24 protein-coding genes and 1 tRNA gene are annotated in these 25,757 nt (G+C 70.0%); 12 read left to right on the top strand and 13 right to left on the bottom strand.

Annotated elements, in window-relative coordinates; translation table 11 throughout:
• The first annotated feature begins 170 nt into the window (after positions 1–170).
• The 4 genes from QM708_RS10675 (at position 171) to QM708_RS10690 (ending at position 3,495) form a co-directional block, all read left to right on the top strand.
• On the top strand, positions 171–656 hold the full coding sequence (locus QM708_RS10675; RefSeq protein ID WP_415107964.1) for a CarD family transcriptional regulator: 486 nt from the start codon (positions 171–173) through the stop codon (positions 654–656).
• A 6-nt stretch (positions 657–662) separates the two neighbouring features.
• Complete coding sequence (locus QM708_RS10680; protein WP_415107967.1) at positions 663–1,457, top strand: IspD/TarI family cytidylyltransferase; 795 nt, start codon at positions 663–665, stop codon at positions 1,455–1,457.
• Entirely contained in the window at positions 1,454–1,924 is a 471-nt protein-coding gene (gene ispF / locus QM708_RS10685) for a 2-C-methyl-D-erythritol 2,4-cyclodiphosphate synthase (protein ID WP_415107970.1), read from the top strand. The genes QM708_RS10680 and ispF overlap by 4 nt, the downstream gene beginning before the upstream one ends.
• A 476-nt stretch (positions 1,925–2,400) precedes the next feature.
• Entirely contained in the window at positions 2,401–3,495 is a 1,095-nt protein-coding gene (locus QM708_RS10690; RefSeq protein WP_415107973.1) for a hypothetical protein, read from the top strand.
• A 114-nt stretch (positions 3,496–3,609) separates the two neighbouring features.
• On the opposite strand, the gene QM708_RS10695 is transcribed toward QM708_RS10690, so the two are convergent.
• Positions 3,610–5,052 carry a glycine hydroxymethyltransferase gene (locus QM708_RS10695; RefSeq protein WP_415107976.1) on the bottom strand — a complete coding sequence of 481 codons (1,443 nt, stop codon included), beginning with the start codon at positions 5,050–5,052 and terminating at the stop codon, positions 3,610–3,612.
• Positions 5,053–5,199: 147 nt separating this feature from the next.
• Between QM708_RS10695 and QM708_RS10700 the strand changes: the two genes are divergently transcribed.
• Positions 5,200–6,516 carry a S49 family peptidase gene (locus tag QM708_RS10700; RefSeq protein ID WP_415107979.1) on the top strand — a complete coding sequence of 439 codons (1,317 nt, stop codon included), beginning with the start codon at positions 5,200–5,202 and terminating at the stop codon, positions 6,514–6,516.
• 996 nt (positions 6,517–7,512) lie between these two features.
• On the opposite strand, the gene rlmB is transcribed toward QM708_RS10700, so the two are convergent.
• Genes rlmB through QM708_RS10720 form a run of 4 tightly spaced genes read right to left on the bottom strand, consistent with a single transcriptional unit; the run spans position 7,513 to position 12,553 of the window.
• Positions 7,513–8,517, bottom strand: coding sequence for a 23S rRNA (guanosine(2251)-2'-O)-methyltransferase RlmB (gene rlmB, locus QM708_RS10705; RefSeq protein ID WP_415107981.1), 1,005 nt, complete (start codon positions 8,515–8,517; stop codon positions 7,513–7,515).
• A gap of 1 nt (position 8,518) precedes the next feature.
• Positions 8,519–9,964 (bottom strand): cysteine--tRNA ligase, encoded by a 1,446-nt coding sequence (gene cysS / locus QM708_RS10710; RefSeq protein ID WP_415107984.1) that lies wholly within the window; start codon positions 9,962–9,964, stop codon positions 8,519–8,521.
• Positions 9,965–9,986: 22 nt separating this feature from the next.
• Entirely contained in the window at positions 9,987–11,399 is a 1,413-nt protein-coding gene (locus QM708_RS10715) for a DUF4032 domain-containing protein (protein WP_415111383.1), read from the bottom strand.
• 56 nt (positions 11,400–11,455) lie between these two features.
• Positions 11,456–12,553: an ABC transporter ATP-binding protein gene (locus QM708_RS10720; RefSeq protein ID WP_415107987.1), complete on the bottom strand. Its 1,098-nt coding sequence runs from the start codon at positions 12,551–12,553 to the stop codon at positions 11,456–11,458.
• A 253-nt stretch (positions 12,554–12,806) separates the two neighbouring features.
• Here QM708_RS10720 and QM708_RS10725 point away from each other — a divergent pair, with 253 nt between their 5' ends.
• Positions 12,807–13,529 (top strand): DedA family protein, encoded by a 723-nt coding sequence (locus QM708_RS10725; RefSeq protein ID WP_415107990.1) that lies wholly within the window; start codon positions 12,807–12,809, stop codon positions 13,527–13,529.
• Between the two features lie 7 nt (positions 13,530–13,536).
• Here QM708_RS10725 and QM708_RS10730 read toward each other — a convergent pair whose 3' ends face one another.
• The 4 genes from QM708_RS10730 to manA form a co-directional block, all read right to left on the bottom strand.
• Positions 13,537–14,139 (bottom strand): class I SAM-dependent methyltransferase, encoded by a 603-nt coding sequence (locus QM708_RS10730; RefSeq protein WP_415107993.1) that lies wholly within the window; start codon positions 14,137–14,139, stop codon positions 13,537–13,539.
• A gap of 1 nt (position 14,140) precedes the next feature.
• Positions 14,141–14,213: transfer RNA gene (locus tag QM708_RS10735), tRNA-Thr, on the bottom strand.
• A 55-nt stretch (positions 14,214–14,268) separates the two neighbouring features.
• Entirely contained in the window at positions 14,269–15,288 is a 1,020-nt protein-coding gene (locus QM708_RS10740; RefSeq protein ID WP_415107996.1) for a DUF808 domain-containing protein, read from the bottom strand.
• 3 nt (positions 15,289–15,291) lie between these two features.
• Positions 15,292–16,479, bottom strand: a complete 1,188-nt coding sequence (manA, locus tag QM708_RS10745) for a mannose-6-phosphate isomerase, class I (protein ID WP_415107999.1) — start codon at positions 16,477–16,479, stop codon at positions 15,292–15,294.
• Between the two features lie 152 nt (positions 16,480–16,631).
• On the opposite strand from manA, the gene QM708_RS10750 reads away from it, so the two are divergent.
• The 3 genes from QM708_RS10750 (at position 16,632) to QM708_RS10760 (ending at position 19,644) form a co-directional block, all read left to right on the top strand.
• The gene (locus QM708_RS10750; RefSeq protein ID WP_415108002.1) at positions 16,632–16,916 is read left to right on the top strand and encodes a DUF3263 domain-containing protein; all 285 of its coding nucleotides are present in this window, start codon (positions 16,632–16,634) and stop codon (positions 16,914–16,916) included.
• 161 nt (positions 16,917–17,077) lie between these two features.
• The gene (gene groL / locus QM708_RS10755) at positions 17,078–18,709 is read left to right on the top strand and encodes a chaperonin GroEL (RefSeq protein WP_415108005.1); all 1,632 of its coding nucleotides are present in this window, start codon (positions 17,078–17,080) and stop codon (positions 18,707–18,709) included.
• Between the two features lie 227 nt (positions 18,710–18,936).
• The gene (locus tag QM708_RS10760) at positions 18,937–19,644 is read left to right on the top strand and encodes a copper homeostasis protein CutC (protein WP_415108007.1); all 708 of its coding nucleotides are present in this window, start codon (positions 18,937–18,939) and stop codon (positions 19,642–19,644) included.
• An 18-nt stretch (positions 19,645–19,662) separates the two neighbouring features.
• On the opposite strand, the gene QM708_RS10765 is transcribed toward QM708_RS10760, so the two are convergent.
• The 3 genes from QM708_RS10765 to QM708_RS10775 all read right to left on the bottom strand — a co-directional run bounded on the left by QM708_RS10765 (position 19,663) and on the right by QM708_RS10775 (position 22,191).
• Positions 19,663–20,613, bottom strand: coding sequence for a cation diffusion facilitator family transporter (locus QM708_RS10765; RefSeq protein WP_415108009.1), 951 nt, complete (start codon positions 20,611–20,613; stop codon positions 19,663–19,665).
• Between the two features lie 61 nt (positions 20,614–20,674).
• Complete coding sequence (locus QM708_RS10770; protein ID WP_415108011.1) at positions 20,675–21,250, bottom strand: NUDIX hydrolase; 576 nt, start codon at positions 21,248–21,250, stop codon at positions 20,675–20,677.
• Positions 21,247–22,191: a hypothetical protein gene (locus QM708_RS10775; RefSeq protein WP_415108014.1), complete on the bottom strand. Its 945-nt coding sequence runs from the start codon at positions 22,189–22,191 to the stop codon at positions 21,247–21,249. Before QM708_RS10775 ends, QM708_RS10770 begins: the two co-directional genes overlap by 4 nt.
• Before the next feature lie 118 nt (positions 22,192–22,309).
• Here QM708_RS10775 and QM708_RS10780 point away from each other — a divergent pair, with 118 nt between their 5' ends.
• The 3 genes from QM708_RS10780 to QM708_RS10790 all read left to right on the top strand — a co-directional run bounded on the left by QM708_RS10780 (position 22,310) and on the right by QM708_RS10790 (position 25,045).
• A complete protein-coding gene (locus QM708_RS10780) occupies positions 22,310–22,696 on the top strand; it encodes a cold-shock protein (RefSeq protein ID WP_415108016.1) in 387 nt (128 codons plus the stop codon).
• A 2-nt stretch (positions 22,697–22,698) separates the two neighbouring features.
• Positions 22,699–23,472, top strand: coding sequence for a DUF3027 domain-containing protein (locus QM708_RS10785; protein WP_415108019.1), 774 nt, complete (start codon positions 22,699–22,701; stop codon positions 23,470–23,472).
• Positions 23,473–23,563: 91 nt separating this feature from the next.
• The gene (locus tag QM708_RS10790) at positions 23,564–25,045 is read left to right on the top strand and encodes an NCS2 family permease (RefSeq protein ID WP_415108022.1); all 1,482 of its coding nucleotides are present in this window, start codon (positions 23,564–23,566) and stop codon (positions 25,043–25,045) included.
• Positions 25,046–25,056: 11 nt separating this feature from the next.
• Here QM708_RS10790 and QM708_RS10795 read toward each other — a convergent pair whose 3' ends face one another.
• Positions 25,057–25,704 carry a hypothetical protein gene (locus QM708_RS10795; RefSeq protein WP_415108025.1) on the bottom strand — a complete coding sequence of 216 codons (648 nt, stop codon included), beginning with the start codon at positions 25,702–25,704 and terminating at the stop codon, positions 25,057–25,059.
• Positions 25,705–25,757 lie beyond the last annotated feature (53 nt).

Below are 25,757 nucleotides of genomic sequence, written 5' to 3' on the forward strand. Positions count from 1 at the left end.
CCGGCGACCGCAAGCGTTAGCGCCGATGGCGCCCCTCGTGGGGTGCGCACCCCGCGGATCACAGATCCCGACGGATGTCAAGACTGCTGAGGTCCGCCTGGCAAGGGAGGACGCTCAGACTGCGGTCGCAGGCACATGATATGATGGCAGCTGGGAAAGGGGTCAACGATATGACTTTTTCAGTCGGCGAAACGGTTGTCTACCCGAATCACGGGGCGGCCGTCATCGAAGACATCGAAACCCGGACGATCAAGGGCGAGGAACGACTGTATCTGGTTCTGCGCATCGTCGGCCAGACTGATCTGGTGGTGAGGGTTCCCGCCTGCAACCTCGACCTGGTGGGTGTGCGTGACGTCGTTGACGCCGACGGCCTGGAACGGGTCTTCAGCGTCCTGCGCGCGCCGCACGCCGAAGAGCCGACCAACTGGTCACGCCGCTACAAGGCGAATCTCGAGAAGCTGCATTCGGGCAATGTGATGAAGGTTGCCGAGGTCGTCCGTGACCTGTGGCGCCGTGAGCGTGAGCGTGGCCTGTCCGCGGGCGAGAAGCGGATGCTGGCCAAGGCACGGCAGATCCTCGTCTCCGAGCTCGCACTGGCCGAGAAGGTGTCGGACGATCGCGCCGAGATCATGCTCGACGAGGTGCTGGCCTCCTAGCCAGACATGCCTCAACCGCTTGTTCTTCAGCCGGCCGTCGCCATCGTGGTGGCGGCCGGTTCCGGTTCCCGGCTGGGCGCCGGCATGCCCAAGGCGCTCGTCGAGGTCGCGGGCGTCCCGCTGGTGGTCCGCTCCGTGCGGCAATTGGCGGCGGGTGGCGTCGGTGCCGTGGTGGTGGTCGTTCCCGCTGATGAGCGCGCGGCCTTCGAGGCCGTGCTGGCGTCGGCGCCGATCCCGGTGACGATCGTTGCCGGTGGCGCCGAGCGCCAGCATTCGGTGGCCAACGGTCTCGCCGCGCTGGACTCCCTTCATGCCTCGAGCCCCGCCGGTATGCCCTCGCCCCGTGTCCTGCCTGATGCTGCGGCTCTGCCCGACGCGAGCGGTGACCCGCTCGATGACCTGGTGGTGCTGGTGCACGACGCCGCACGGGCCTTCGTGCCCGCCGCCGTGGTCGCGCGCGTGATCGACGCGGTTCGCTCAGGGTCCTCTGCGGTGGTTCCGGTGATCCCGGTGTCTGACTCGATCCGCGAGGTTCACGATGCCGGCTCCACGGTGGTGAACCGCTCCCGGCTACGCGCGATCCAGACCCCGCAGGGATTCGCCCGCGGCGTCCTGGTTGAAGCGCATGCCGCCTTGGCCGACACCGGCACCATCGTCACCGATGATGCTGCCGCCGCCGAGTATCTGGGTCACGACGTGACCTTGGTCGAGGGGTCACGCTATTCCTTCAAGGTGACCGATCCGTTCGACCTGCTGATCGCCGAAGCATTCGCCGCCTCGACCGGGGAGCAACGCCGATGAGGGTGGGGATCGGCACCGACGTGCATGCCTTGGTCGAAGGGGTGCCGATGCACTGCGCGGGCTTGTTCTTTCCTGACGAGCCCGCGGGTTTGTCGGGTCACTCCGACGGTGATGTCGCCGCGCACGCCGTTTGCGACGCGCTGCTGTCGGCGTCCGGTTTGGGTGATCTGGGTTCCAACTACGGCACCTGTGATCCGGTCTGGGCGGGAGCCTCGGGTGTCGCCTTCCTGGTGGAGACCGCGCGCCGTGTCCGTGCCGCGGGATTCGAGATCGAGCATGCGGCCGTCCAGGTGATCGGCAACCGGCCACGAATGGCCGCCCGCCGCGCAGAAGCCGAGACGGTGATGTCGGAGGCGCTCGGCGCCCCGGTGAGCGTGTCGGCGACCACCACCGACGGGCTTGGCCTGACCGGCCGAGGTGAGGGCGTGGCCGCCATCGCCACCGCCCTGGTGACGCTCGCGCGCTAGCAGCACCGCGCCGGTGTCGGCCGCACGCACCGATGATGTTCTGCTCACACGCGAGGCCGAAGACCGCCTAGAGGCTGACTCTGGTGGATGGCCCCGTGTGTTGCTTCCTGACGGCCTCGAAGGCGATCGGCTTGTGCCTGCGGGCAGGGCCGCCCCCTTCCCAGCGACGGTCACGGATTCTGCCTGGTGACGGTCGCAGTCCGTCCATCGGTGGTCGATTTCTATGTCCAGTTCGGAGGGGGGCCGTTGTGACAAGGGGTGATGCGGGCAGGTTCGAATCTGGACATAGAAATCGACTATTGGGCACCCGGCCATCACGTCTGGCGGACACGATCAGGCGCCCAACTTGCCGCGGCGGCGCGGTCTTGGTGACATGCTGAAGAGATCACCTGATCGACCGGCGCGCCGGCGAGGGCGGGCCCGTAGCGAAGGGCAGGATCATGGGCGGCGGAACGAGCACCAGAACGCGCCGAGGGATGCGGATCCTCGCGGCGTCGGCGGTGATGATGCTGGCCGCCTGCAGTGTTCTGCCACGGCCGGTGCGAACCAACGGGCCGTGCCCGCGGGACTGGCAGGCGGCGGTGGTGTGGTCGACGCAGAACGGGATGGTCAGCACGTTGTCCTACGTGGCCGCGGACGGCTCGATCGAGGAACGTGACCTGCCCTACATCGGCTTCTCGTCCGCGGGACTGGGCACCGTGGCACGCCGCGGGGACGAGACGGTGATGGTCTCCAACGGCAATATGAAGCGCGATAAGACTCACCTCGTCACCGTCTCCGCGACTTGTGCGGTGACGGGTGTGAGGGTCGACGAGATCGCGGTGATGGGCATGGACGCTTCACCCGAGGTGGTGTTCACCACGGGCTGGCTGAACGGCGTCGGCTGGGTTCGCGGACACGATCGCGGCGGGGTCGTCACCGCCGCGGCGCACTTCCCGGACTGGATGGTGAACAAACCGGTGGTGCACGACGGCCGGGTCTACGCGTTCGCCAACGACATGAACGCCGCCGACGCCCCCTGGCTGCTCGTCCTGAATGCGACCACGCTCGAGGAGATCGCCCGGATGCCACTGCCGGAGGATGCCGGCTTCATCATGGACGCCCTGGCTAGGGATGGCACGCTCTACTACCCGCTCCCGGGTCCCTCCGATGGTTCCCGTGAGGGGCAGCGCCTGGGGATGATCGACCTCGCCACGCTCCGGTCGGTCGAGGTCGCCTTGGACGCCTCTTCCCCCTACCTGCTCGCGGCGAGCCGGGATGCGATCATCGTCGGTCACACGTTCATGAACCCGAGCTTCCGTCCGATGAACCAGTACGTCTGGGTCACCCGCTACGTACCGTCGACGGGCGAGAAGCAGACGTTCGACATCGGGACACCGACAGGTCTCGGCGTGATGACGATCGCCGCCACCGACACCACGCTGTTCGTCCTCGGCACGGCCGATGACAACGCGGAGCAGGTGTCTTTGCTGGTGTATGACGCCGGCACCATGGAGTTGAGGTCGCGGACTGACATTCCGAGACCGCGGGGAGTCGGTCACCGCTACCCGGCGGGGCTCGTCACCCCCTGACCCCGACCGCGAGGGCCATCACGTACTCCCGCGCACGAGTTGCACTGTTGCGCACGAGATACCGTGCGCAACAGTGCAACTCGTGCGCGGGAATCGGGATGGTTGAAGAAACCCTCAGAGCTCCAGGCCCGGGTAGAGGGGGTTGGCGTCCAGCAACTCGGCGGAAGCCGCCTTGGTGCGGTCGGCCACGCCGTCGGCGAGGGTGTACTTCGCCTTGCCCGGCTTGCCGGTGGACGCCGTGACGGGTGTGGTGTTCTTCAAGACGTCGACCATCAGCTCGGCGACCCGGTCGAACTCGGCGGCGCCGAAGCCGCGCGAGGTGAGCGCCGGCGTCCCGACGCGGACGCCGGAGGTGTACCAGGCGCCGTTGGGGTCGCGCGGGATCGAGTTGCGGTTGGTGACCACACCGGAATCGAGCAGCGCCGACTCGGCCTGCCGTCCGGTGAGGCCGAAGGAGGTGGTGACGTCGAGCAGCACCAGGTGGTTGTCGGTGCCGTCGGTGACGACCTTGACGCCGCGCTTCATCAGGCCCTCGGCGAGGGTCTTGGCGTTGTCGGCGACCTTCTGCGCGTACGCCTGGAAGTCGGGGGTGTGCGCCTCGGCGAACGCGACCGCCTTGGCGCCCATGACGTGCGACAGCGGGCCGCCGAGCACCATCGGGCAGCCCTTGTCAACGGCGTCGGAGTACTGCTTGGTGGCGAGCACGAAGCCGCCGCGCGGGCCGCGCAGGCTCTTGTGGGTGGTGGAGGCGACGACGTCGGCGTAGGGGATCGGGTCCTCTTCGCCGGTGAACACCTTGCCGGCGACCAGGCCCGCGAAGTGGGCCATGTCGACGAACAGGGTGGCGCCGACGGCGTCCGCGATCTCGCGCATCTTCGCGAAGTTGACCCGGCGCGGGTAGGCCGAGTAGCCGGCGACGATGATCAGCGGCTTGAACTCGCGGGCGTCGGCGAGCAACTGGTCGTAGTCGATCAGCCCGGTCTCGGGATCGGTGCCGTAGCTGTGCTGCTCGAACATCTTGCCTGAGATGTTGTGCCGGAATCCGTGGGTGAGGTGACCGCCGGCGTCCAGGCTCATGCCCATCACGCGCTGGGAATTGAACTCGCGGCGCAGCGCCTCCCAGTCGTCGTGGCTGAGCTCGTTGACGTTCTTGGCGCCGAGGCGGGCCAGTGCCGGCGACTCGATGCGGGTGTTCAAGATCGCCCAGTAGGCGACCAGGTTCGCATCGATGCCCGAGTGCGGCTGCACGTAGGCGTACTCGGCGCCGAACAGTTCGCGGGCATGCTCGGCGGCGACCGCCTCGACGGTGTCGACGTTCTGGCAACCCGCGTAGAAGCGGTGACCGACGGTACCCTCGGCGTACTTGTCGCTCATCCAATTGCCCATGGAGAGCAGGGTGGCCAGTGAGGCGTAGTTCTCGGACGCGATCAGCTTCAGCGAGGCGCGCTGATCGTCCAGTTCGGAACGGATGGCGTCGCTGATGCGCGGTTCGACGCTGGCGATGACGGACAGGGCCTGGCTGAAGGCGCTCGAGGCGGTGGCGGCGAGGTCGCTCACGGAAGGGTCTCCTTGGATCGGCGTTCCCCCAAGATACCGCTCCGGACGCCTGCCGTCGTTCCCGGGTGGGCCCGGCGAAAACAGGTGGGCGAGTGGACGCCGTGGGGTAGGTTCGAAGTAGTTCACCCCCCTGCCAGGAGGCACTCCATGTCTGACCCATCCTCTCCCGAGGACTCCACGCCCACCCCGCAGCCTGATCCCGTGCCTACTCCAAGGCCCGAACCCGAGCGCGTGCCGGGGCGTGAGGAGGCCGCTGCTCGTCCGTCGGCGCAGGCGTCCGCCCTGCCGCCGATGCCGCCCTTCGGCTATCCGCCGGTGCCGTCGCAGTTCCCTTCCGCTCCGCAGGCCGCAGGGAAGCGGCCGTCCGGCTTCAAGCACGGCTTCGGGCTGGGTGCCGGCGTGGGGCTCGGCTTCGGCGCGTCCATGCTCGTGCTCACGGTGGTGAGCACCGTGCTGGGCATGATCTCGATGATGGCGTTCGGCGCGATGGCGAGTTCCCTGGCGTCTTCCTCGCCCGGCTCGGTCGACAGCTTGAAGACCGTGTGGGGTGCCGATGGTGCCGCCAGCACCTTCCGTGCGATCCCCGTCCGGGGCGCGATCCAGGCCAGTGGTAGCGACGGGTTGTTCTCCTCAGGCGGCGTCTACGGCTACGAGGTCGCGGAGGTCTTGGACGCGCTGACCACCGACGATGCGGACGGCGTCGTGTTGATGATGAACACCCCCGGCGGTTCGGTTCCGGGATCGCTGGCCATCTCCAAGGCCATCGACCGGTACCGCGAGCGCACCGGGCACAAGGTTTTTGCGTTCGTCGAAGACATGTCGGCTTCCGGCGGCATGTACACGATGGCGGGCGCCGACAAGATCATCGGCGCTCCCGGCAGCCTGGTGGGCAGCATCGGCGTCAGGTCGGGACCGTACCTGCGCTACCGCGACGTGACGAGCAGCGGCAGCATGCTGGGCGGGTCGGTGACCGCGCGGGAGATCACGTCGGAGTACATCACCGCAGGCAAGGGCAAGGACGCCGGTAATCCGTTCCGCGACATGACCCCTGAGGAACGCGCCCGGGAGCAGCAGATCGTCGACGACATGTACGAGGATTTCGTCACCCATGTCTTGACGAAGCGGAACATCCCGCGCGAGCGCATCGTCGGTGAGGCGGGCGCGGCCATGTTCACCGGCCAGCGCGCCATCGACATCGGCTACCTCGACGCGATCATGGATCGTGACGAAGCCCTGCGGAACTTCGCCACCGAGGCCGGTTTCGACCCGGCCAACACCAACATGGTCGAGTCGAGCGGTCCCGCCTCGTGGACGAGCCTGTTCGGCATCCAGCAGCGCCCGTGGGGCGTCTCGCCGGCAGCGACCGCCCCGGCGGGCCAGACCCCGAAGGTCACCGCCAAGCTCTGCGCCGATCCGACGACGCCGCTCGTCCTGCACGGCACCCTCGACAGCGTCTGCGGCTGACCTCCGGACGCGGGCGCCCGCCAGGCCGCCCGCGTCGGCGCGGAGACACAAGAAGCTGAAGCCCGGACGCCGAGTCCCGCCAGGACGCCCGCGTCGGCTCAGGCCGGTGCCGTCCTTCCCTCTCCGCAGTCACGGTCCGCCGGACGCCGATGCTTTGGCCTCCGGATTCGCAAGGATCTGCCACTCAAGGGCCACAAGCCCCCGCTTGGGTGACACCGCTTGGGTGACGTCGAGTGGTTGATTCTCGTGATCGAACGGGGCGGGCAAAGACACGACGTGCTCCGCGAGACGGTGCACGAGGTGATCCCGTGGAAGCGAAAGGCACGCGCCCTCGTGATCGCCTCGGCCAGCGGTCCGCCGGCCTGGGCAGCACGGTGCTATGTCGTGGAATCTCGGCGACATTGGTCCACCGACCAGAGCTCGAGCGGCATCGACCCCGCGACCGAGCGTCGGATTGAGGGCGTGCAGGCACGCCGATCGTCCGTAACGCCGGAAACGTCACACAAATCGCGCGGTGAGCCGCGTCGGGGAACGATTCGTGTGACGTTTCCGGCAGGCGGGCGGTGGGGTAGAACCCCACCACGCCAGGGGACTTGGCCCAGCACACGGACCGGGCACCGACCGCACCCCCAGCACACGGACCGGGCACCGACCGCACCAAACAAGCGAGGCGGGGTGGGAGCAGGACCGGCCGCAGCCGTGGATGGGCCTGGCCCCCTGCGGCGCGCTTGCGCGCTGCAGGGTGGTTGGCGGCGGCCGATCCTGCTCCCACCCCGCCGGACAGCACCGGAACTGTGGTGCTCAGGCCGGACCATGATGCCGGAGAAGGACTGCGCCGGAACCGGGATGTCGAGCCGGACCGCGCCGGAACTGTGGTGCTCGGGCCGGACTGCGCCGAAAACCGGGATGCCGGAGACGGACTGCGCCGGAAGCGGGATGCCGGAGACGGACTGCGCTGGAACCGTGGTGCCCGAGACGGTGCACCACGGTTATCAGTCAGCGCCGGGCGCGGGAGATCTCGTAGAGGGCCACGGATGCGGCGACCGACGCGTTGAGGCTTTCCACTTCGGACGCGATCGGGATGGACGCCAGCACGTCGCAGTTCTTGCGGACGAGTTGGGCGAGTCCTTCTCCTTCGGAGCCGACGACGAGCAGCAAGGGCCCGTCCATGCCCGGGGTTTCGGAGATGTCGGTTTCGCCTTCGCCGGCCAGCCCGACCACCATGAACCCGGCTTCGGCGTATTCGCGCAGCACCCGGTTGAGGTTGGTGGCGAGCGCGACGGGGATGCGCGCGGCGGCGCCGGCGGAGGTCTTCCAGGCGGCGGCGGTCATGTGCGCGGAGCGGCGTTCGGGCACGATCACGCCGCAGGCGCCGAAGGCGGCGGCGGAGCGGATGATGGCGCCCAGGTTGCGCGGGTCGGTGATCGAGTCGCAGGCGACGACGATGGGCGCCTCCTGGTCGGCGAGGGCGTCGGCCAGCAGGTCGCCGGGGTGCGCGTACTCATACGACGGCAGCTGGATCGCGACGCCTTGGTGGACGGCGCCGTTGGTGAGCCGGTCGAGTTCGCTGCGGGACGCCTGCAGCAGGGTGATGCCGCGGGCGGCGGCAATCTTGAGGATCTCCGAGACGCGCGAGTCGCGTTCGGCGCCCTCCATCAGGTAGGCGCGCCGAACGGGCAGTTCGGCCTCCAGGGCTTCGAGCACCGGGTTGCGCCCGATCACCCATTCGGCGCCGGGACCCTTGCTGGCGGAGCGGTCGCGGACGCGTTCCTCGCCGGGCACGTGGCGGCGTCCGCGCGGCTTGCCGTCCGAGATGGGGCTCGCGTCGGGGTGACGCTTGCGATAGGCCTTGTGGTACGGGCGATCTTCGGCTTTGGGCGTGGGGCCTTTGCCTTCGAGGCCGCGGCGGACGCGCCCGCCGGAGCCGGCGGTGTTGCCCTGGTTACCGGTGCCCTTGCCGCGCTTGCGGACGGCTCCCTTGCGTTGGCTGTTTCCGGGCATGTCAGCTCCTGTCCAGCGACCAGCGGGCGCCGTCGGGGGTATCGGTGATCTTCAGGCCCGCGGATGCCAGCGAGTCGCGAATCGCGTCGGCGCGGCCCCAGTCCTTGGCGGCGCGTGCAGCGGCGCGTTCGTCGAGCAGGGTGCGGACGAGGGCGTCGACGACGCCGGTGAGGTCGTCGGACGCCGAGGCTTGGGCGTCCGCCCATTCGGGCGCCCACGGGTTGAGCCCGAAGATGTCGAGCATCCACACCACGTCGTCCAGGGTCGCTTTCAGGGCGGCGAGGTCGCCCGAAGCGAGGGCCTGGTTGCCTTCGCGCACGCGTCCGAAGATGGTGGCCAACGCGACGGGGGTGGCCAGGTCGTCGTCCATCGCCGCGGCGAAAGCGTCCCGGTGCTTCGATTCGGCCGGGGTTCCCGCGGCGGTATCAGCCTGGCCGGCGGCGTCCAGTTCTTTCTTGGCCCGCACCAGGAACGAATCGATCCGGGCCAGCTGCGCGGCGGCCTCCTCCAGCGCTTCGGGGGAGAGTTCGATCATCGAGCGGTAGTGCGGCCCGGCCAGGTAGAGCCGGACGGCGCGCCCACCGTAGGTCGCCACGGCGCCCGCCACGTCGGCGGTGTTGCCCAGCGACTTGGACATCTTCTCGCCCTTCATGGTCACCCAGGCGTTGTGCATCCAGTACGAGGCGAAGCCTCGCCCGGCCGCGCGGGACTGGGCGAGTTCGTTCTCGTGATGCGGGAAGCGCAGGTCGAGGCCGCCGCCATGGATGTCGAAGGAGTCGCCGAGGTATTTGCCGGCCATCGCCGAGCATTCCAGGTGCCAGCCGGGGCGTCCGGGGCCCCACGGCGAGTTCCAGGACGCCGTCGCGGGCTCGCCCGGCTTGGTGCCCTTCCACAGCGCGAAGTCGCGCGGGTCGCGCTTGCCGCGAGCCTCGGCGTCCTCGGACGGCTCCATGTCGTCGGCCTTCTGGCCGGACAGTTCACCGTAGGACGCCCAGCTGGCGACGTCGAAGTAGACGTCGCCGGTGCCGTCCTCGGCCGGGTACGCGTGCCCGGCCTCGATCAGTTCGGCGACCAGTTCCAGCATCTCGGGGATGTGCCCGGTGGCGCGCGGCGCGTAGCTGGGCGGGCGGACGCCGAGCGAGGCGGCGGCGGTGTTGAACACGCCCTCGAACAAGAAGGCGTGCGCCCACCAGGGGCGTTTGGCCTCATCGGCCTTGATCAGGATCTTGTCGTCGATGTCGGTGATGTTGCTCACCAGCGTCACCGCGTAGCCGGACGCCTCCAGCCAGCGGCGCAGCACGTCGAAGTTGACCTCCTTGCGCACATGCCCCAGGTGCGGCGCGGACTGGACGGTCGGCCCGCAGCAGTAGATCGACACCTGCCCCTCGACGAGGGGGGTGAAGTCGACCGTGGCGCGCCGGGCGCTGTCGTAGAGGCGGAAAGTCACCCGCTCATCGTAGCGGCGTGGGTCACTCCTTGGCCGCGCGCCTGCGCAGCGCCTCGATGTCGAGATGGTCGGGCAGCACTTCGGAGCCGGGCGCGTAGGCCTCCGCCTCCCACGGATCGTCGGCGAATCCCTCGTCGTCCTCGTCGGCGAAGCCCTGGGACGGGTCGAACGGGTTGAGCAGCGCCCGGCCACCCTCCTCGATCGGGGCCAGCGCGGTCGAGGACAGCACCTCGTCGGGCAGCACGCTGAGCACGTCGCGGATGTAGCCGTGCACGGCCTCGGTGAGCGGGACGTCGCGGCCTTCGCGTTCGCTCTGGTACCAGCGGTAGTCGAGCACCTCGTGGAAGATCTGGGCGGGCTCGCGTTTGCCGCGCAGGTCGGACGGCACCGCGGTGACGACCGGCTCGAAGGACTGGGTGAGCCACTGGTGGGCCACCACCGATTCCTCGACGTGGGTCTGGTTGGTGCGGGCCCGGTAGGTGTCGAGGTCGTTGAGCAGGCGGCGGGCCTGGTTCTCTTCGGTGTCGAGGCCGGTGAGCCGCAGCAGGCGCCGGCTGTGGTGGCCGGCGTCCACGACCTTGGGCTGGATGGTGACCGTGTCGCCGGTGGGGGAGGTGCGGATGTCGAGTTCGGCGACGTCGAAGCCGAGCTGGTTGAGCCGGCGGACGCGGCTCTCGATCCGGGCCAGCTCGCTGCCGGAGAATTCCTCCACCCCGGTGAGTTCGTGCCACAGCGCCCGGTAGCGGTGCGAGATCTGTTCGACCAGCACCATCGGGTCGAGCGCCTCGTCCAGCATCCCGCCGGCTTCCAGGTCGGTGAATTCGCCGAACAGGTTGACCATGGCGATGTCGAGGTCGTGCAGCCGCTGGCCGTCGGTGAGCTGGTCGTGCATCTCCGCGGTCTCGGCGTCGACGAGATAGGCGGCGAACTCGCCGGCATCACGGCGGAACAGGATGTTGGACAGCGACACGTCGCCCCACAGGAAGCCGACCAGGTGCAGGCGCGCCAGCAGCACCGCCATGGCGTCGATCAGCCGGGTAACGGTCTCGGGCCGCACTCCCTTGGAGAACAGCGAGCGGTACGGCAGCGAGAACTGCAGATGACGGGTCAGCAGGATGGAGTCGAGCGGCTCCCCGTCTGCCGACAATCGCGAGGTGATCACGCCCGTCGGCTCGACCGCCGGAGTGTTGAGCCGGTTGAGGTCGGTGAGCATCCGGTATTCGTGCAGCGCGGCGTGCTCCAGGACTTCCTTGGCCGCGAAGACCTCACCACCGACCTGAATGAACCGCACCACATGGCGGGAGATGCCGCGCGGCAGGGCGACCAGGTGCTTGAGCGGCCACTCGGCCAGCGGAAGGTGCCAGGGCAGGGGTAGGAGTCGAGCGTCCGGCTGGGCGGCCAAGAAGCGGGGCATGACGGAAATCCTCCCAGAAATGCGTGACGGCCCGCAGCGCAGTGCCGCGGGCCGTCACGAGTGTCGGTCAGACAGCGTCAGCTCAGTCGCTCGCCGGTCTTGGTGTTGAAGGCGTGCATCTTCTCCAGATCCGGCAGCAGGCGGACGACGCTCTGCTTGCTGAGCGGGTGGCGCGACTGCAGGCGGGCCACGATCTGCGTCGCGGTCAGCTTCTCGTCGGGCGAGAGGCCGGCGAGGGTGCCGTACAGGTAGGAGTCCGCACCCAGCTCTTCGACCACGGCGATGTCGATGGCGATGCCCTGGCCGTCGTGGCTGCTCTCGAAGTGCTCGGGGCGGATGCCCAACGTCACGTCGGTGTCGTTGCCGGCCTTGGCCAGCACCTCGCGGGACACCGGGACGGTGTAGTCACCGATCCGGACGCCGCCGTCGACGGCCTTGCCCTGGAGCAGGTTCATGGCCGGGGAGCCGATGAAGCCGGCGACGAAGAGGTTCTTCGGCGAATCGTAGAGGGTCAGCGGCGAGTCGCACTGCTGCAGCAGGCCGTCCTTCATGACCGCGACGCGGTCACCCATCGTCATGGCCTCGACCTGGTCGTGGGTCACGTAGACGGTGGTGACGCCGAGGCGCTGCTGGAGCGCGGCGATCTGGGTACGGGTGGACACGCGGAGCTTGGCGTCGAGGTTCGACAGCGGCTCGTCCATCAGGAAGACCTGCGGCTGGCGGACGATGGCGCGGCCCATCGCGACGCGCTGGCGCTGGCCACCGGAGAGGGCCTTCGGCTTGCGGTTGAGGAACGACTCCAGGCCGAGCAGCTTGGCGGCCTCGGCGACGCGCGCATCGCGGTCGGCCTTCGGCACGTTCTGCATCTTGAGGGCGAAGCCCATGTTGTCGGCGACGGTCATGTGCGGGTAGAGCGCGTAGTTCTGGAAGACCATCGCGATGTCGCGATCCTTGGGCGGCAGGTCGGTGACGTTGCGGTCGCCGATGTGGATCGCACCGGCGTTGACCTCTTCGAGGCCGGCCAGCATGCGCAGCGAGGTGGACTTGCCACAGCCGGAGGGGCCGACGAGAACCATGAACTCGCCGTCACCGATCTCGAGGTTGAGCTTGTCGACAGCCGGGTGATCGGCTCCAGGGTAGACGCGCGTAGCGTCCTTGAACGAAACGGTGGCCATGCCACACATCCTTCCCACGGGCAGGTACGTGCCCGACGATCCGTTGTGGAAATTGTGGCCGCGGTCGTTGCGGCTACACCCCGCATTCAACAGGTACCGGGCATCTGCCGCAACCGAACGCGCGCTTTTCGGACGCGAAACTGTGTTGTGCGGACGCGAACGTGTGGTTTTCCCGACTCCTGGGCGCCTGGGCCGCGTTGCCGGCAGGGGAGAGGGCAAGGGCCGGGCCAGGCGCGGCCGGTATCCTCGCCGGGTGACGAATGCGCCGTCCCCGCACGAGCCGGAGGCAACCACCCCCGAACCCGAGTGGTGGGACGACCCTGCCCTGCCGTGGCGGCACGAGCCGCAACGCGCCGACTTCATCTGCATGGGCGGGCTCAGCGTGGTGGCCATCTACGGGCTGGTGATGCTGCCGCTGCGCCCGGTGATGCTCGGCCTGGCGCCGCATCTGCTCGGCTCGCTGGGTTACCGCACCGGCATGGTGCTGGTGGGTGCGCTCGCGGCGACGGGCGACCCGTGGTGGCCGCTGGTGCTGGTGCTCGCCTCGGCGGCGGCGATGAAGTTCGACTGGATCTACTGGTGGGCCGGCAAGCTGTGGGGCCGCAACATCATGGACGTCTGGGCCACCAACCGCTCGCCGCGCACCCAGCGCTACTGGCAGCGGGTCTGGGACGGCGCCCGCCGTTACGCGGTGCCGGCGATCCTGCTCACCTATCTGCCGCTCCCGCTGCCCGCCGGGGTCATCTACGCCGCGCTCGGGGCGGCGGGCACGCGGCTGCGCACCTTCCTGCTGGTGGACGCCGTCGGCGCGCTGGCCAGCACGGCCGGCTACCTGGCGCTCGGCTACTGGCTGGGTGAGCCGGCGGTGCAGGTGGTCGACACCTACGGCCGCTACCTGTGGTACGTGTCGATCGCGATCCTGGTCGGCATGCTGGCCGTGTTCTGGTACCGCAGCCGCAAGAAGGCGGACGCCTGACCCGCGCTCAGGCGCGCCCGAGCACCGCGACCAGGAAGCCGGACCCCTCGGTGTAGGGCCGCAGATCCCAGGTCGAGTAGGCCTGGTGCAGCGCCAGGCCGGACGCCTCGGCGTCGGCGAAGAATTCGGCGAAGTCGTAGCCACGGCCCGCGCCGTAGCCGATCACCGCGCGGCCCTCGGGGTTGAGCCAGCGCGCGAACTGCGCGAGTACCGGACGCCGCGTCGCCGGGTGCAGGAAGCCCATCACGTTGCCGGCGCACAGGATCGCGTCGAACGACTGCGGCGCATCGGGGGGAAGGGTGACGTGGGTGAGGTCGCCGACCAGGTAGCGCGGCCCCGGGAAGTCCTGTTCGGCAGCCTCGATCAGCACCGGGTCCAGGTCGATGCCGACCACGGTGTGCCCGGCCGCGTGCAGATGCCCGGCGTGCCGGCCGGGACCGCACCCGGCGTCCAGGATGGTCGCGGCCCGGGCGTTCATCGCGTCGATGAGCCGCGCTTCGCCGACCAGGTCGGCACCGCCGGCGGCCATCTGGCGGAACCGTTCGACGTACCAGGACGAATGGCCGGGATTGGCGGCGACGGCGTCGGCCCACTTGCTGCGGTGATTCACGAGCCTCCGACAGGATTCGAACCCGCGACCCTCCGCTTACAAGGCGGACGCTCTACCAGCTGAGCTACGGAGGCGTTGGGCACGGCGGCCCGAAAGGCCATTGTGCCGTACGACCGGCGCGAACGCCGGTCAGTGCTGCGCCGACGGACGTGGGCGCGGGATCAGGTGCATCACGGCCACCACGACCGCGCCCGCGGCCAGGCCGGCGACGAAGGAGAAGAAGGTGTTGGTGGTCCAGCCCAGGAAGGCGCCGAGGGCGCCGGTGGCATGGGCGACCCATTCCTCGGCGTGGTGCACGAACGCGTAGGGCGCATGCCAGCCCAGGGTATCGGCGCCGACCAGCAGGATGTGGCCGCCCACCCACAGCATCGCGATCGTGCCGATGATGCCGAGCGCGGTGAGCACCTTCGGCATGGCGGTGACCAGCGCGTGGCCCAGGGCGCGGGCGCGTCCGTCGCGCACCAGGTGCAGCCCGATGTCGTCGGTCTTGACCAGCAGCGCGACCACGCCGTAGACGCCGAGGGTGATCGCGATGCCGACTCCGACCAGGATGATCGCCCGGCTGAGCAGCGGCTCCTGGGCGACCTCATTGAGGGCGATCACCATGATTTCGGCCGAGAGGATGAAGTCGGTGCGGATGGCACCTGCCGTCATCGCTTTCTCGGTGTCGTGATCGGTGGACGCCGCGGGCTCGCCCTCATCGTCATGGGGCCCCATCGCGGGATCGTCCACCTCGGTGGCGTGTGCCACCTGCGTGGCCGCGCCGGCGGCGGGCGCGTGGCCATGGCCGTGACCCGACACCTTCTCCCAGATCTTCTCGGCACCTTCGAAGGACAGGTACAGCCCGCCGCACATCAGCAGCGGGGTCAGCACCCAGGGCAGGAACTGGCTGAGCAGCAGGATGGTGGGAAGGATGAAGACCAGCTTGTTGCGCAGCGATCCGAGCGCGATGTTCTTGATCATCGGCAGTTCGCGTGCCGGCGTGATGCCGGTCACGTAGCGCGGGGTGACGGCCGCATCATCGATGACCACGCCGGCCGCTTTCGCGCTGGCCCGTCCCGCCGCGGCTGCCACGTCGTCGACGGACGCCGCGGCCGCCTTGGCGAGCGCCGCGATGTCGTCGAGGAGCGCGGCGAGCCCGCCCGCCACGCCTCAGCCCAGCCCGGTCGAGGCGAGGAACACCTGGGCGTCGCCGGTGGCGGTCACCTGGGCGTCCTCCGCGGGCAGGAAGGCCGACTGGCCCGCCTTGATCGGCAGCGACTGCGTGCCGTTGGTCAGAGCGACCTCGCCCCGGGTGACCAGCGCGATGCGGGCGTTGTGCGCCGGCGGCAACGCGACGGGGGCGTGCTCGCTGACCTCGAGGCGCGCCACATCGAACTCGTGGCAGAAGGTGGGGTAGTCCCACACGCCCGGGGTGGTCTCGATGCCGGTGAGGATCTCGGGCTCGCCCCAGGAGAAGTCGACGACGCGGACGAGTTCGTCGACCGCGATGTGCTTATTGGTGAGGCCGCCGCGCAGCACGTTGTCGCTGGACGCCATCACCTCGATGCCGGTGCCGTGCAGGTGCGCGTGCATCGTGCCCGGATGCATGTAGATCGCCTGGCCGGGCTGCAATTCGACGCGGTTCATCAGCAGCGCGGCGAGGATGCCCGGGTCGGAGGGGAAGGTGACGTTCAGCTCCAGTGCCGTGCGGGCGAGCGCGCCCACCTCGTCCTCGTCATCGCGGCGGGCCTCGGCGGCGGCGAGGACGGCGTCCACGACCTGGCGCTTGTCGACCGGCAGGGCCAGGACGTCGAGGAAGACCTCCTGCAGCGCCGCCTCGCCTCCGCGTCCGCGCAGCGGCGCGACCAGCCTCTCGACGAGCGGACCGGCGTTGAGCGCGCTGAACAGCAGCGCGGTGCGGTGCGGGTCGCGGAACCCGGCGAGGGTGTGGAATTCGTCGAGAGCGACCAGGATCTCGGGCTTGGGCCAGTTGTCCTTGTAGGTGCGGTGGTGGGCCGTGCGGGGGACGCCTGCCGCCTCTTCCGCGGCGAATCCCTCTTCGGCCTGGACACGGTCAGGATGGGCCTGCAACGACAGAGGATGGCGGGCCGACAACACCTTCATCAGGAACGGCAGCTGTTGACCGAACTCGGACACGCTGGCCTGGCCGAGCAGGTCGGGGTGCGCGGCGAGATGGCGGTCGAGCGTCGTGTCTCCGATCGTGGACGGAGTCAACGGGTGGGCGCCGAGCCATAGTTCGGCGACGGGCTCCCCGTCGGGCTCGGTTCCCAGCAGACGATGGATGGCGTCGAACGTTCCCCACGGGTAATTGACGACGGCTCCCCGTAGGTAGTCCATGCTGTGCGCCTCCTTTGTCGGTGGGTGGCCTGGGGTGCAGCGGGCGCTCATTCTATTCAACCCGGTGCGGTGGTCCTGGACAAACCGATGTGTTGATCACTGGGACGGCCGGGCAAATGACATGGCTGTGATTTCTCGCCTACCATGGGCGCATGTCCGAAGCGATGATTCAGCCCGAAGCCGGCCTCAGCGCCGCCGACGCGGCGATGCTCGACTTCGAGGCGCGCTGGTGGTCGGCGTCCGATTCCAAGGACGCCGAGATCCTGGCCCGGTTCGGCCTGTCCGGACCCCGCTACTACCAGCATCTCAACGCGTTGATCGACCGGCCCGAGGCGCTCGCGTACGCGCCGTTGCTGGTCAAGAGGATGCGCCGCCTGCGCGAGCGCCGGCAGCGCGACCGTTCGGCACGCCACCTGAGCGTGCGCTCCACCGTCTGAGATCACCCCGGGTGTTTGCACTCGCAGGGGTCGAGTGCTAAACATGATGTAGCACTCTCCGCAGGCGAGTGCTACCAGCATCCCAGGTGAGGCCTGCCGATCAGGCCGTCCGTCGCGGGCACCGACGGGTGCGTACGCAGACATCCGAAAGGATTGCCGCAGTGGCAAAGCTGATTGAATTCAACGTCGAGGCACGCCGTGGCCTCGAGCGGGGCATGAACACCCTCGCCGACGCGGTGAAGGTGACGCTCGGCCCGAAGGGCCGCAACGTCGTCCTCGAGAAGAAGTGGGGAGCCCCCACCATCACCAACGATGGCGTCTCCATCGCCAAGGAGATCGAGCTGGAGGATCCGTTCGAGAAGATCGGCGCCGAGCTCGTCAAGGAGGTCGCCAAGAAGACCGACGACGTCGCGGGCGACGGCACCACCACCGCCACGGTCATCGCGCAGGCGATGGTCCGTGAGGGCCTGCGCAACGTCACCGCCGGCGCCAACCCGATGAGCCTCAAGCGAGGCATCGAGAAGGCCGTCGCCGCCATCGCCGACGAGCTGGCCGCCCAGGCCACCTCGGTCGACACCCGCGAGCAGATCGCGGCCACCGCGTCCATCTCGGCCGCCGACACCATCGTCGGTGACATCATCGCCGAGGCGATGGACAAGGTCGGCAAGGAGGGCGTGATCACGGTCGAGGAGTCGAACACCTTCGGGCTCGACCTCGAGCTGACCGAGGGCATGCGCTTCGACAAGGGTTACATCGCGCCGTACTTCGTCACCGACGCCGAGCGGATGGAGGCCGTGCTGGAGGATCCCTACGTCCTCATCGTCAACGGCAAGGTCAGCAACCTCAAGGACCTGCTGCCCGTGCTGGAGAAGGTCATGCAGTCGGGCAAGCCGCTGCTGGTCATCGCCGAGGACGTCGACGGCGAGGCGCTCGCCGGCCTGATCGTCAACAAGCTGCGCGGCACCTTCAAGTCGGTCGCCGTCAAGGCTCCCGGCTTCGGCGACCGCCGCAAGGCCATGCTGACCGACATCGCCATCCTCACCGGTGGCCAGGTCATCTCCGAGGAGGTCGGCCTCAAGCTGGACGCTGTCACCCTCGAGCTGCTGGGCCGCGCCCGCTCGGTGCTGGTCACCAAGGACGAGACGACCATCGTCGACGGTGCCGGCGATGCCGACCAGATCGCCGGTCGCGTGGCGCAGATCCGCCGTGAGATCGAGAACTCCGACTCCGACTACGACCGCGAGAAGCTGCAGGAGCGGCTGGCCAAGCTGGCCGGCGGCGTGGCCGTCATCAAGGTCGGCGCGGCCACCGAGGTCGAGCTGAAGGAGCGCAAGCACCGCGTCGAGGACGCCGTGCGCAACGCGAAGGCGGCCGTCGAGGAGGGCATCCTCGCCGGTGGCGGCGTGGCGCTGCTGCAGGCCGCGGCCGCGGTCAAGCAGGCCGTGACCGAGGCGCTGTCCGGCGACGAGAAGATCGGCGCGCAGATCGTCTTCACCGCGGCGTCCGCTCCGCTGAAGCAGATCGCCGAGAACGCCGGCCTCGAGGGCGGCGTCGTGGCGGAGAAGGTCGCCGGCCTCGAGCCGGGCAAGGGCCTCAACGCGGCGACCGGCGAGTACGTCGACATGCTGGCGGCGGGCATTCCCGACCCGGCGAAGGTGACCCGTTCGGCGCTGCAGAACGCGGCGTCCATCGCGGCGCTGTTCCTGACCACCGAGGCCGTGATCGCCGACAAGCCCGAGAAGGCTCCGGCCGCTCCCGGTGGCGACGGCGGCATGGGCGGCATGGACTTCTGATCCACCGCGACCCAGGTCGAAACAGGGCGTCCCGCATTCGTGCGGGGCGCCCTGTTCGCCACCCCGGCCAGGCGGCGCACCCGAACGCGACGGCGCCGAGGGTGATCAGCAGCGCGCCGAGCAGGCCGGCCAGGCCGCGGACGATGCGCAGGGCGCCGGGGGAATCGACCGGCGCGGCGCCGCGTGGCGTCCTGGCCGTCCGCCTTCAGCGACGGCATCATGGGGGCATGACCGCGGTACTCCAGGTGCGTGCGCTGGGCGCCCCTGACGCGGCCCCCGCCGAAGCCGGCGGCGCGGACCGCCTCGAACTGGTCGGCGAACTCACCCACGACGGGCCGCTGTCGCCCGAACCCCGCCTGGTCTCCGCGGTGCGGTCACGCACCAGCATCCACCTGCGCCCCGTGGTCCGGTTGCGCGAGGGGTTCTCCACCGACGGCGGCGAGCTGGTCCGGCTGCGCGGGCTGATCGCCGCCTACCTGGATGCGGGCGCCGACGGGCTCACCCTCGGTTTCCTCAATGGTCTGGGTGAGGTGGACGCCGAGGTGATCGGCGCCCTGCTCGACGGCTTCACCTGCCCGTGGACGTTCTCGCGGGCCTTCGACGCGATCCTGGACGCCGACGCGGCCTGGCGGACGGCCCGCCGGCTGCCGGGGCTGGACGGCGTCCGCACCGCGGGCTCGGCCCGCGACCTCGAGCACGGCCTGGACGCCTTGGTGCGCCGCGCGCGGGAGGAGCCGGCGGTGGCGTCTTTGATGGTCGCCGACGGCGATCTGCACCCCGATCATGTCCCCTGGCTGGCGCGTGCCGGCGTGCGCGCCTTCCACGTGGACGACCAGGTGCGTCCCGGCGGTTCGCGGAAGGCCTACGTCGATGAGGCGCTGGTGCGTTCCTGGCGCCGGCTGATCGACACCGAGGTCCGGCACGCCCGCGGCTGAGCGGTCGCGGCGTCCGGCTCAGACCGGATCCGGGCCGTCGCCGTGCGGACCGAACGGGCCTGAGGGCGGCAACGAGGACGGCCCGGGTTCGATGTGCACCACGGTGACCGTCTCCGGCAGCGCCGCGCGCACGGCGTCCTCGATCGCGTCGGCCAGGTCGTGGCTGCGCGCCACCGTCCAGTGCCCGGGCACCACCACCGTCGCCTGGGCGAAACGTTGACGGCCCGACTCGCGCGTGCGCAGGTCTTTCAGCACGACGCGGGCGTCGTCGGTGACCGAGGACGCCGCCCGCCGGATCACGTCGACGTCCTCGGGCGGCAGGGCGGCGTCCAGTAGGCCGACCGCGGAGCGGCGGACGAGCTTGGCGCCGGTCACCAGGATGTTGAGGCCGACGACGAAGGCGATCAGCGGGTCGATCCACTGCCAGCCGGTGAGCACGAGCAGGCCCAGGCCGGCGATGACGCCGACCGTCGTCCACACATCGGTGAGCAGGTGGTGGCCGTCCGCCTCCAGGGTGATCGAGCGGTGCTGGCGCCCGGCCCGGATCAGCACCAGACCGACGGTGAGGTTCACCGCGCTCGCGACCACCGACAACACCAGGCCCCAGGTGAGCTCCTCGATCGGCTGCGGGGTGATGAATCGCTGGATCGCCGAGATCACGATGGCCAAGGCCGCGACGAAGATGAGGCCGCCCTCGACCAGGCTCGACATGTATTCGGCCTTGCCGTGGCCGAAGTCGTGGTTGTGGTCGGCCGGTTTGGCCGACACCGCCAGCGCCCAGAGCGCGACGAGTGCCGCCACCAGGTTGACCACCGACTCCAAGGCGTCCGACAGCAGGCCGACCGATCCGGTGAGCCAGGCGGCGACGGCCTTGGTGGTCACGGTGATCACGGCCGCGGCGATCGAGAGGGCGATGAAGCGCATCAGGTACCGCGTCGAGACCGGGGTGCTGCCCTCGGAGGCCGTCATGGCTGATTCCTCCTCACGGTGCGTTCGGCGGACGTACGGACGGTGGGGGCGTACCGCCAGCCTAGGGGAGCGGTCGCGGCGGGGACACCGGGACCGTCGACTCCTCCACGAGGCCGATGTCGCCGGGCCAGGACTGAGGGTCCGGGGCGGACGCCACCAGTGCGGCCAGGCCTGCCGGCCAGACGGGCTCGGACTGCCGGTCGAGTTCGTCCAGCGGCAGCCAGGCGTGCCCAGCGATGGTCTGCTGCTCATCGGCCGTGTGCCCCGAGATGTCGACCTCGAAGCGTTCGGCCCGCAGCACGTAGAACGACTCGGTCTGCTCGCAGACCTGGTCGGAGTATCCGTGCAGCACCACCCGCCGCATCACCGGGCCGATCAACGCGGACTCCTCAGCGATCAGCCCGGTCTCCTCGGCCAGTTCGCGCACAGCGGTCTGCGCTTCGGTCTCGCCCGGATCCATCCCGCCGCCCGGCGTGATCCACCAGCGGGAACCGGGCACGCCCGGATCGGTGTCGTGAAACAGCAGCACGCTCGCCCCATCGGTCACCACCACGCGGACGCCCCGGCGCGTCTTGTGCGGGCGCAGGTGGGCCGGCACCGCGGCGAAGGTGCGGGTGCGGAAGGGTTCGGAGGTCATGGCAGGTCCTCGGGTCGTTCGCGGCGGCGCAGGGCGTCGCCGACGATCAGCGGGATGGCGATGAGCAGCACCAGGCAACCCCAGCGCGCGACGCCGGTGATGCTGTCCCACATCTGGAAGTTGCCGATGGCGCCCGGGCCGAGCATCGAGCCGATCAGCCCGAGCCCGACGGCGGCGTAGAACGCGTACGAGAACGCCCGCCGTACCGCGCGCCGGCGGTAGCGGATGCGCTGAGCGAGCAGCGAGGCCACCGCCAGCATCGGGATCGCCAGCGGGCCGATCAGCCCGCCGAGCAGCAGGCAGATCAGAACGCCGGGGGTCGCGGCCGTCACCGCGTCCTTGAGCGTGACGGGGGTGAACGGGGCCGGGGGCGCGGGCTGCTGCCAGGGCGGCGGGCCGGGCTGGGGGAACCCGGGCGGATTCACCGACGGCGGATGCGCCTGCGGCCCGGGAATGTGCGAGACCGCCGGCGGGGGCGCGCTGGGGAACGGGCTCTGGGGAGTCCAGGCCGGCGCCGGCCCGGACGGGGGCGGATAGCCGCCGTGCGGGGTCTGTGCAGCGTGCGCCGCACCCCAAGGCGAGGCCGCCGGCGCCGAGGAGCCGGGAACCGAGAACGCGGGCGGTGGCGCATCCGTGGGCAGTGCCGCGGGGTCGGTCGGCACCGATCGGGGCAGGTGCCCCGACGGCGGCGTCCAGGACGTCATCGGCGTGGCGACCACCTCGAACGCCTCGCGCGGATCGCGCCCGGGCGGCGGCGGGGCGGCCAGCGCCTCCAGTTCGGGTGCCTGCACGGGGGCGTAGTCGGGACGGCCCGGGGCGGCGGGCGCGCCCACGGCCGAGTCACCGTGGGCGGGTGCGTCGAGCGGAGCGGCGTCCGGCTCGACGAAGGCCATCGGGCGCTGGATGGGCGCGTACTCGGGTCCGTCGGTCCAATCGGCCACGGGCGCCTCCTTCGCGCTGCTGGAGTCGGGGCCCCCAGGCTACCCGAGGCCCGGCGCGGCCCCGCGTCGGCTAGGCTGGTGCGGTCCAGGTTCCCGCCGATCGAGAGAGTTGAGTGCCATGCCGAGCGGCCGCGTGCGGTTTTTCGACGCCGACAAGGGCTTCGGGTTCATCGCCCCCGATGGTGGCGGTGACGAGGTCTACGTCCATGCCTCCGCGTTGCCCGCAGGCCTTCCCGGCCTGAAGAAGGGCCAGCACGTCGAGTTCGGCATCATCGACGGACGCCGCGGCGCCCAGGCGATCTCGTTGCGCCTGCTGGAGACGCCGGTGTCGCTGTCGAAGGCGGCGCGCAAGTCGCCCGAGACGATGGCGGTGATCGTGGAGGACCTGATCAAGATGCTCGACGGCGTCGGCAACAGCTATCGCCACCGCCGGCACCCTGATCCGAAGCATGCCGCCAAGACCGCGCAGGTGCTGCGCGCCGTCGCCGACGAACTGGAGTTGTGAGCGTGGCGGTCAAGACCCCCGAACTGGACGCGGCCTGCGCTGCCGCGGTCGACATCGCGCGTGATGCGGCGATGCGGCGCGCCGACGTGATCGGCGTGGGCGAGCACGTCCGGGTCGTCGCCGAGGGCGCGCGCGTCGCCACCCACTATTTCGTGGCCGAGCATCCGGGCTACGTCGGATGGCATTGGGCGGTCACGGTCGTCCGGGCCTCGCGTGCTCGCGTCGTGACGGTGTCCGAGGTGGTGATGCTGCCCGGCGAGGGTGCGCTGGTGGCGCCCGTCTGGGTGCCGTGGGCCGACCGGATCGAACCCGACGACCTGACCCCCGGCGTCCTGGTGCCGACCCCCGACAACGACCCGCGCGTCGAGCCGGGATTCACCGGGGGCGACGGCGCCCGCGACACCGACCCGGCCCAGTATCAGGCCACCCGCGCCGTGGTCGCCGAACTGGGGCTGGGCCGCGAGCGGGTGCTCAGCGTCTACGGCCGCGACGAGGCCGCGGAGCGCTGGATCGACGGCGACGGCGGGCCGCGCAACGCGATGACCAAGCAGGCGCCCGGCGTCTGCCAGGAATGCGCCTACTTCGTCCGGCTGTCCGGCACGCTCGGACGCCAGTTCGGTGCCTGCGCCAACGAGCATTCGCCCAGCGACGGCCGGGTGGTATCGATCGACCACGGTTGCGGTGCCCATTCGGATGTCGTCGAATCCTCGCGCGGCGTCGAGTTGCCGCGTCCGGTGTGGGACACGATCGCCACCGACGAGCTGCTGTTCGACTGACGATCCTCGCACGTGCGACCCTCGGCGGTGCCCGAGGGTGATTGGGTGGACGCCGCCGGTGGCGTCCGGGTGAACGCCCTAGCCTGACGGTATGTCTTCCAGCACCTCCGCTCCGCCCGCGCCGTCTGGGATCGACGGCTACTTCGGGATTACTCGCCGGGGCTCCACCATCGCCAACGAGGTCCGCGGCGGCCTCGTGACGTTCTTCACGATGGCCTACATCATCGCGTTGAACCCGCTCATCATCGGTACCACGCCCGACCGTGACGGCAACCTGATCAGCGGCCTGTCCGCCGCCGATCCGGCGAACGTCGGCGTCACGATCGCGATGGTCGCGGCCGCCACCTCGCTGGTCGCCGGCATCATGACGATCACCATGGGCGTCGTCGGGCGCTTCCCGCTCGCCCTGGCCACCGGCCTGGGCCTCAACGCGATGCTCGCCTATGTGATCGCGCCCCGCGTCACCTGGCCGCAGGCGATGGGCCTGGTCGTGTGGGAAGGCGTCATCATTCTTCTGCTGGTGCTCACCGGCTTCCGCGAGGCCGTCTTCCGCGCGGTGCCGCCGGCGTTGCGCACCGGCATCGCGGTCGGCATCGGCCTGTTCATCACGTTGGTCGGCTTCGTGGACGCCGGTGTCGTCCGCAAGGGCGCCGGCACGCCGCTGGAGATGGGCGTCGGTGGGCATCTGCTCGGCTGGCCGATCGCCGTCTTCGTCGTCGGCCTGCTGCTGCTGATCCTGCTCTACGTCCGCCGGGTGCGGGGCGCGATGCTGATCTCGATCGTGTCGATGACGGTGCTGGCGATCGTCCTGGAGGCCGTGCTGGGCATCGGCGGGCAGAACATGGGCGAGACGCCGACCGGCTGGGCGCTCAACGTGCCGGCCATCACCGGCAGCCTGGTCAGCCTGCCCGATCTCAGCCTGATCGGCCGCGTCGACCTGTTCGGCGCCTTCTCCGCCGGGCCGGACGTGATGATCGCCATGCTGATGACGGTGTTCGCGCTGTTGTTGGCCGACTTCTTCGACACGATGGGCACCATCGTCGCGGTCGGCGCCGAGGGCGGCCTGCTCGATGAGAGCGGCCATCCCGAGCGCACCCGCGAGATCCTCATCGTCGACTCCGTCGCGGCGATCGCGGGCGGTGTGGGCTCGGTGTCGTCGAACACCTCGTTCATCGAGTCGGCCGCCGGCGTCGGCGAAGGGGCACGGACCGGTTTCGCCTCCGTCGTCACCGGTGCCGCCTTCCTGCTGAGCCTGTTCCTGGCGCCCATGGTCGCTCTGGTGCCGTCCGAGGCGGCCGCGCCGGCGCTGGTGTTCGTCGGCTTCCTGATGCTGAGCCAGGTCGTGCACATCGACTGGGACGACCCCGAGGACGCCGTGCCGGCCTTCCTCACCATGGTCGTGATGCCGTTCTCGTACTCGATCACCGCCGGCATCGGTGCGGGCTTCATCTTCTACGTGCTGATCAAGGTGGTCCGCGGCAAGGCCTCCCGGGTGCACCCGCTGCTGTGGGTGGTCGGTGCGGCGTTCGTCGTCTACTTCGCCCAGGGGCTGATCAACGCGGCCATCGGCTGAGGCCCCGGCCGTCAGGGACGGTAGTCGGCGAGGAGGTCGGGCGCGGTGCGCCCGGCCTCCTCGGCTTTGCGGGCCCACTCGGGGAATCCCGACAGCCAGGAGGCGAGGCGTTCGGCGTGGGCGCGCGGACCGTCCTCCAGGTCGGGGAGCGCCTGGGCCCACGCCGAGGCCATGGCCGTGGCGTGCGTTCCGCGCACGTAGCCGGTCGCCTGCCCGGGTTGGCGTTTCAGGGGGACGCCGACCGCGTCGTTGAACAGGTTCCGCAGTCCGAGGCGCGCGGGCACGCCCACCTTGGCCAGGGCGAAGTCGAGGGCGTCGAAGTCGGCCTCGGTCGCGGTCAGCGTCACCGCACTCCACGCGGCGTTGGTCAGCCAGAGGTCGACCAGAGCCCACGCGGCGCTCAGTCGTGCGGGAGACACGTCGCGTCCGTGGACCACATCGTCGAGGTCGTGACCGGTGGGGACACCCGGACGCATCACCGGAGCGCCGACCCCCCGGCGGGAGAAGGGACCGAGCTTGCCCAGCAGCGTGCGCGGCTCAGGGGAGGGCGGCCAGGTGGCGGCGGCGAGTGCGCGCAGGCGAGCGGCGACGGCCTCGGAACCCGCGAACACGTCGCGGAACTCGTCGATCCCGAGCGCGTGGAGGCTGACGGTGCCCATGCCCGGCACACTACAGCGCCGGTGGCGACGCGAAGCCCGGATAGACTGGATCG

Origin of the sequence: Propioniciclava sp. (genome assembly GCF_047602245.1) — a bacterium.
GTDB lineage: Bacteria > Actinomycetota > Actinomycetes > Propionibacteriales > Propionibacteriaceae > Propioniciclava.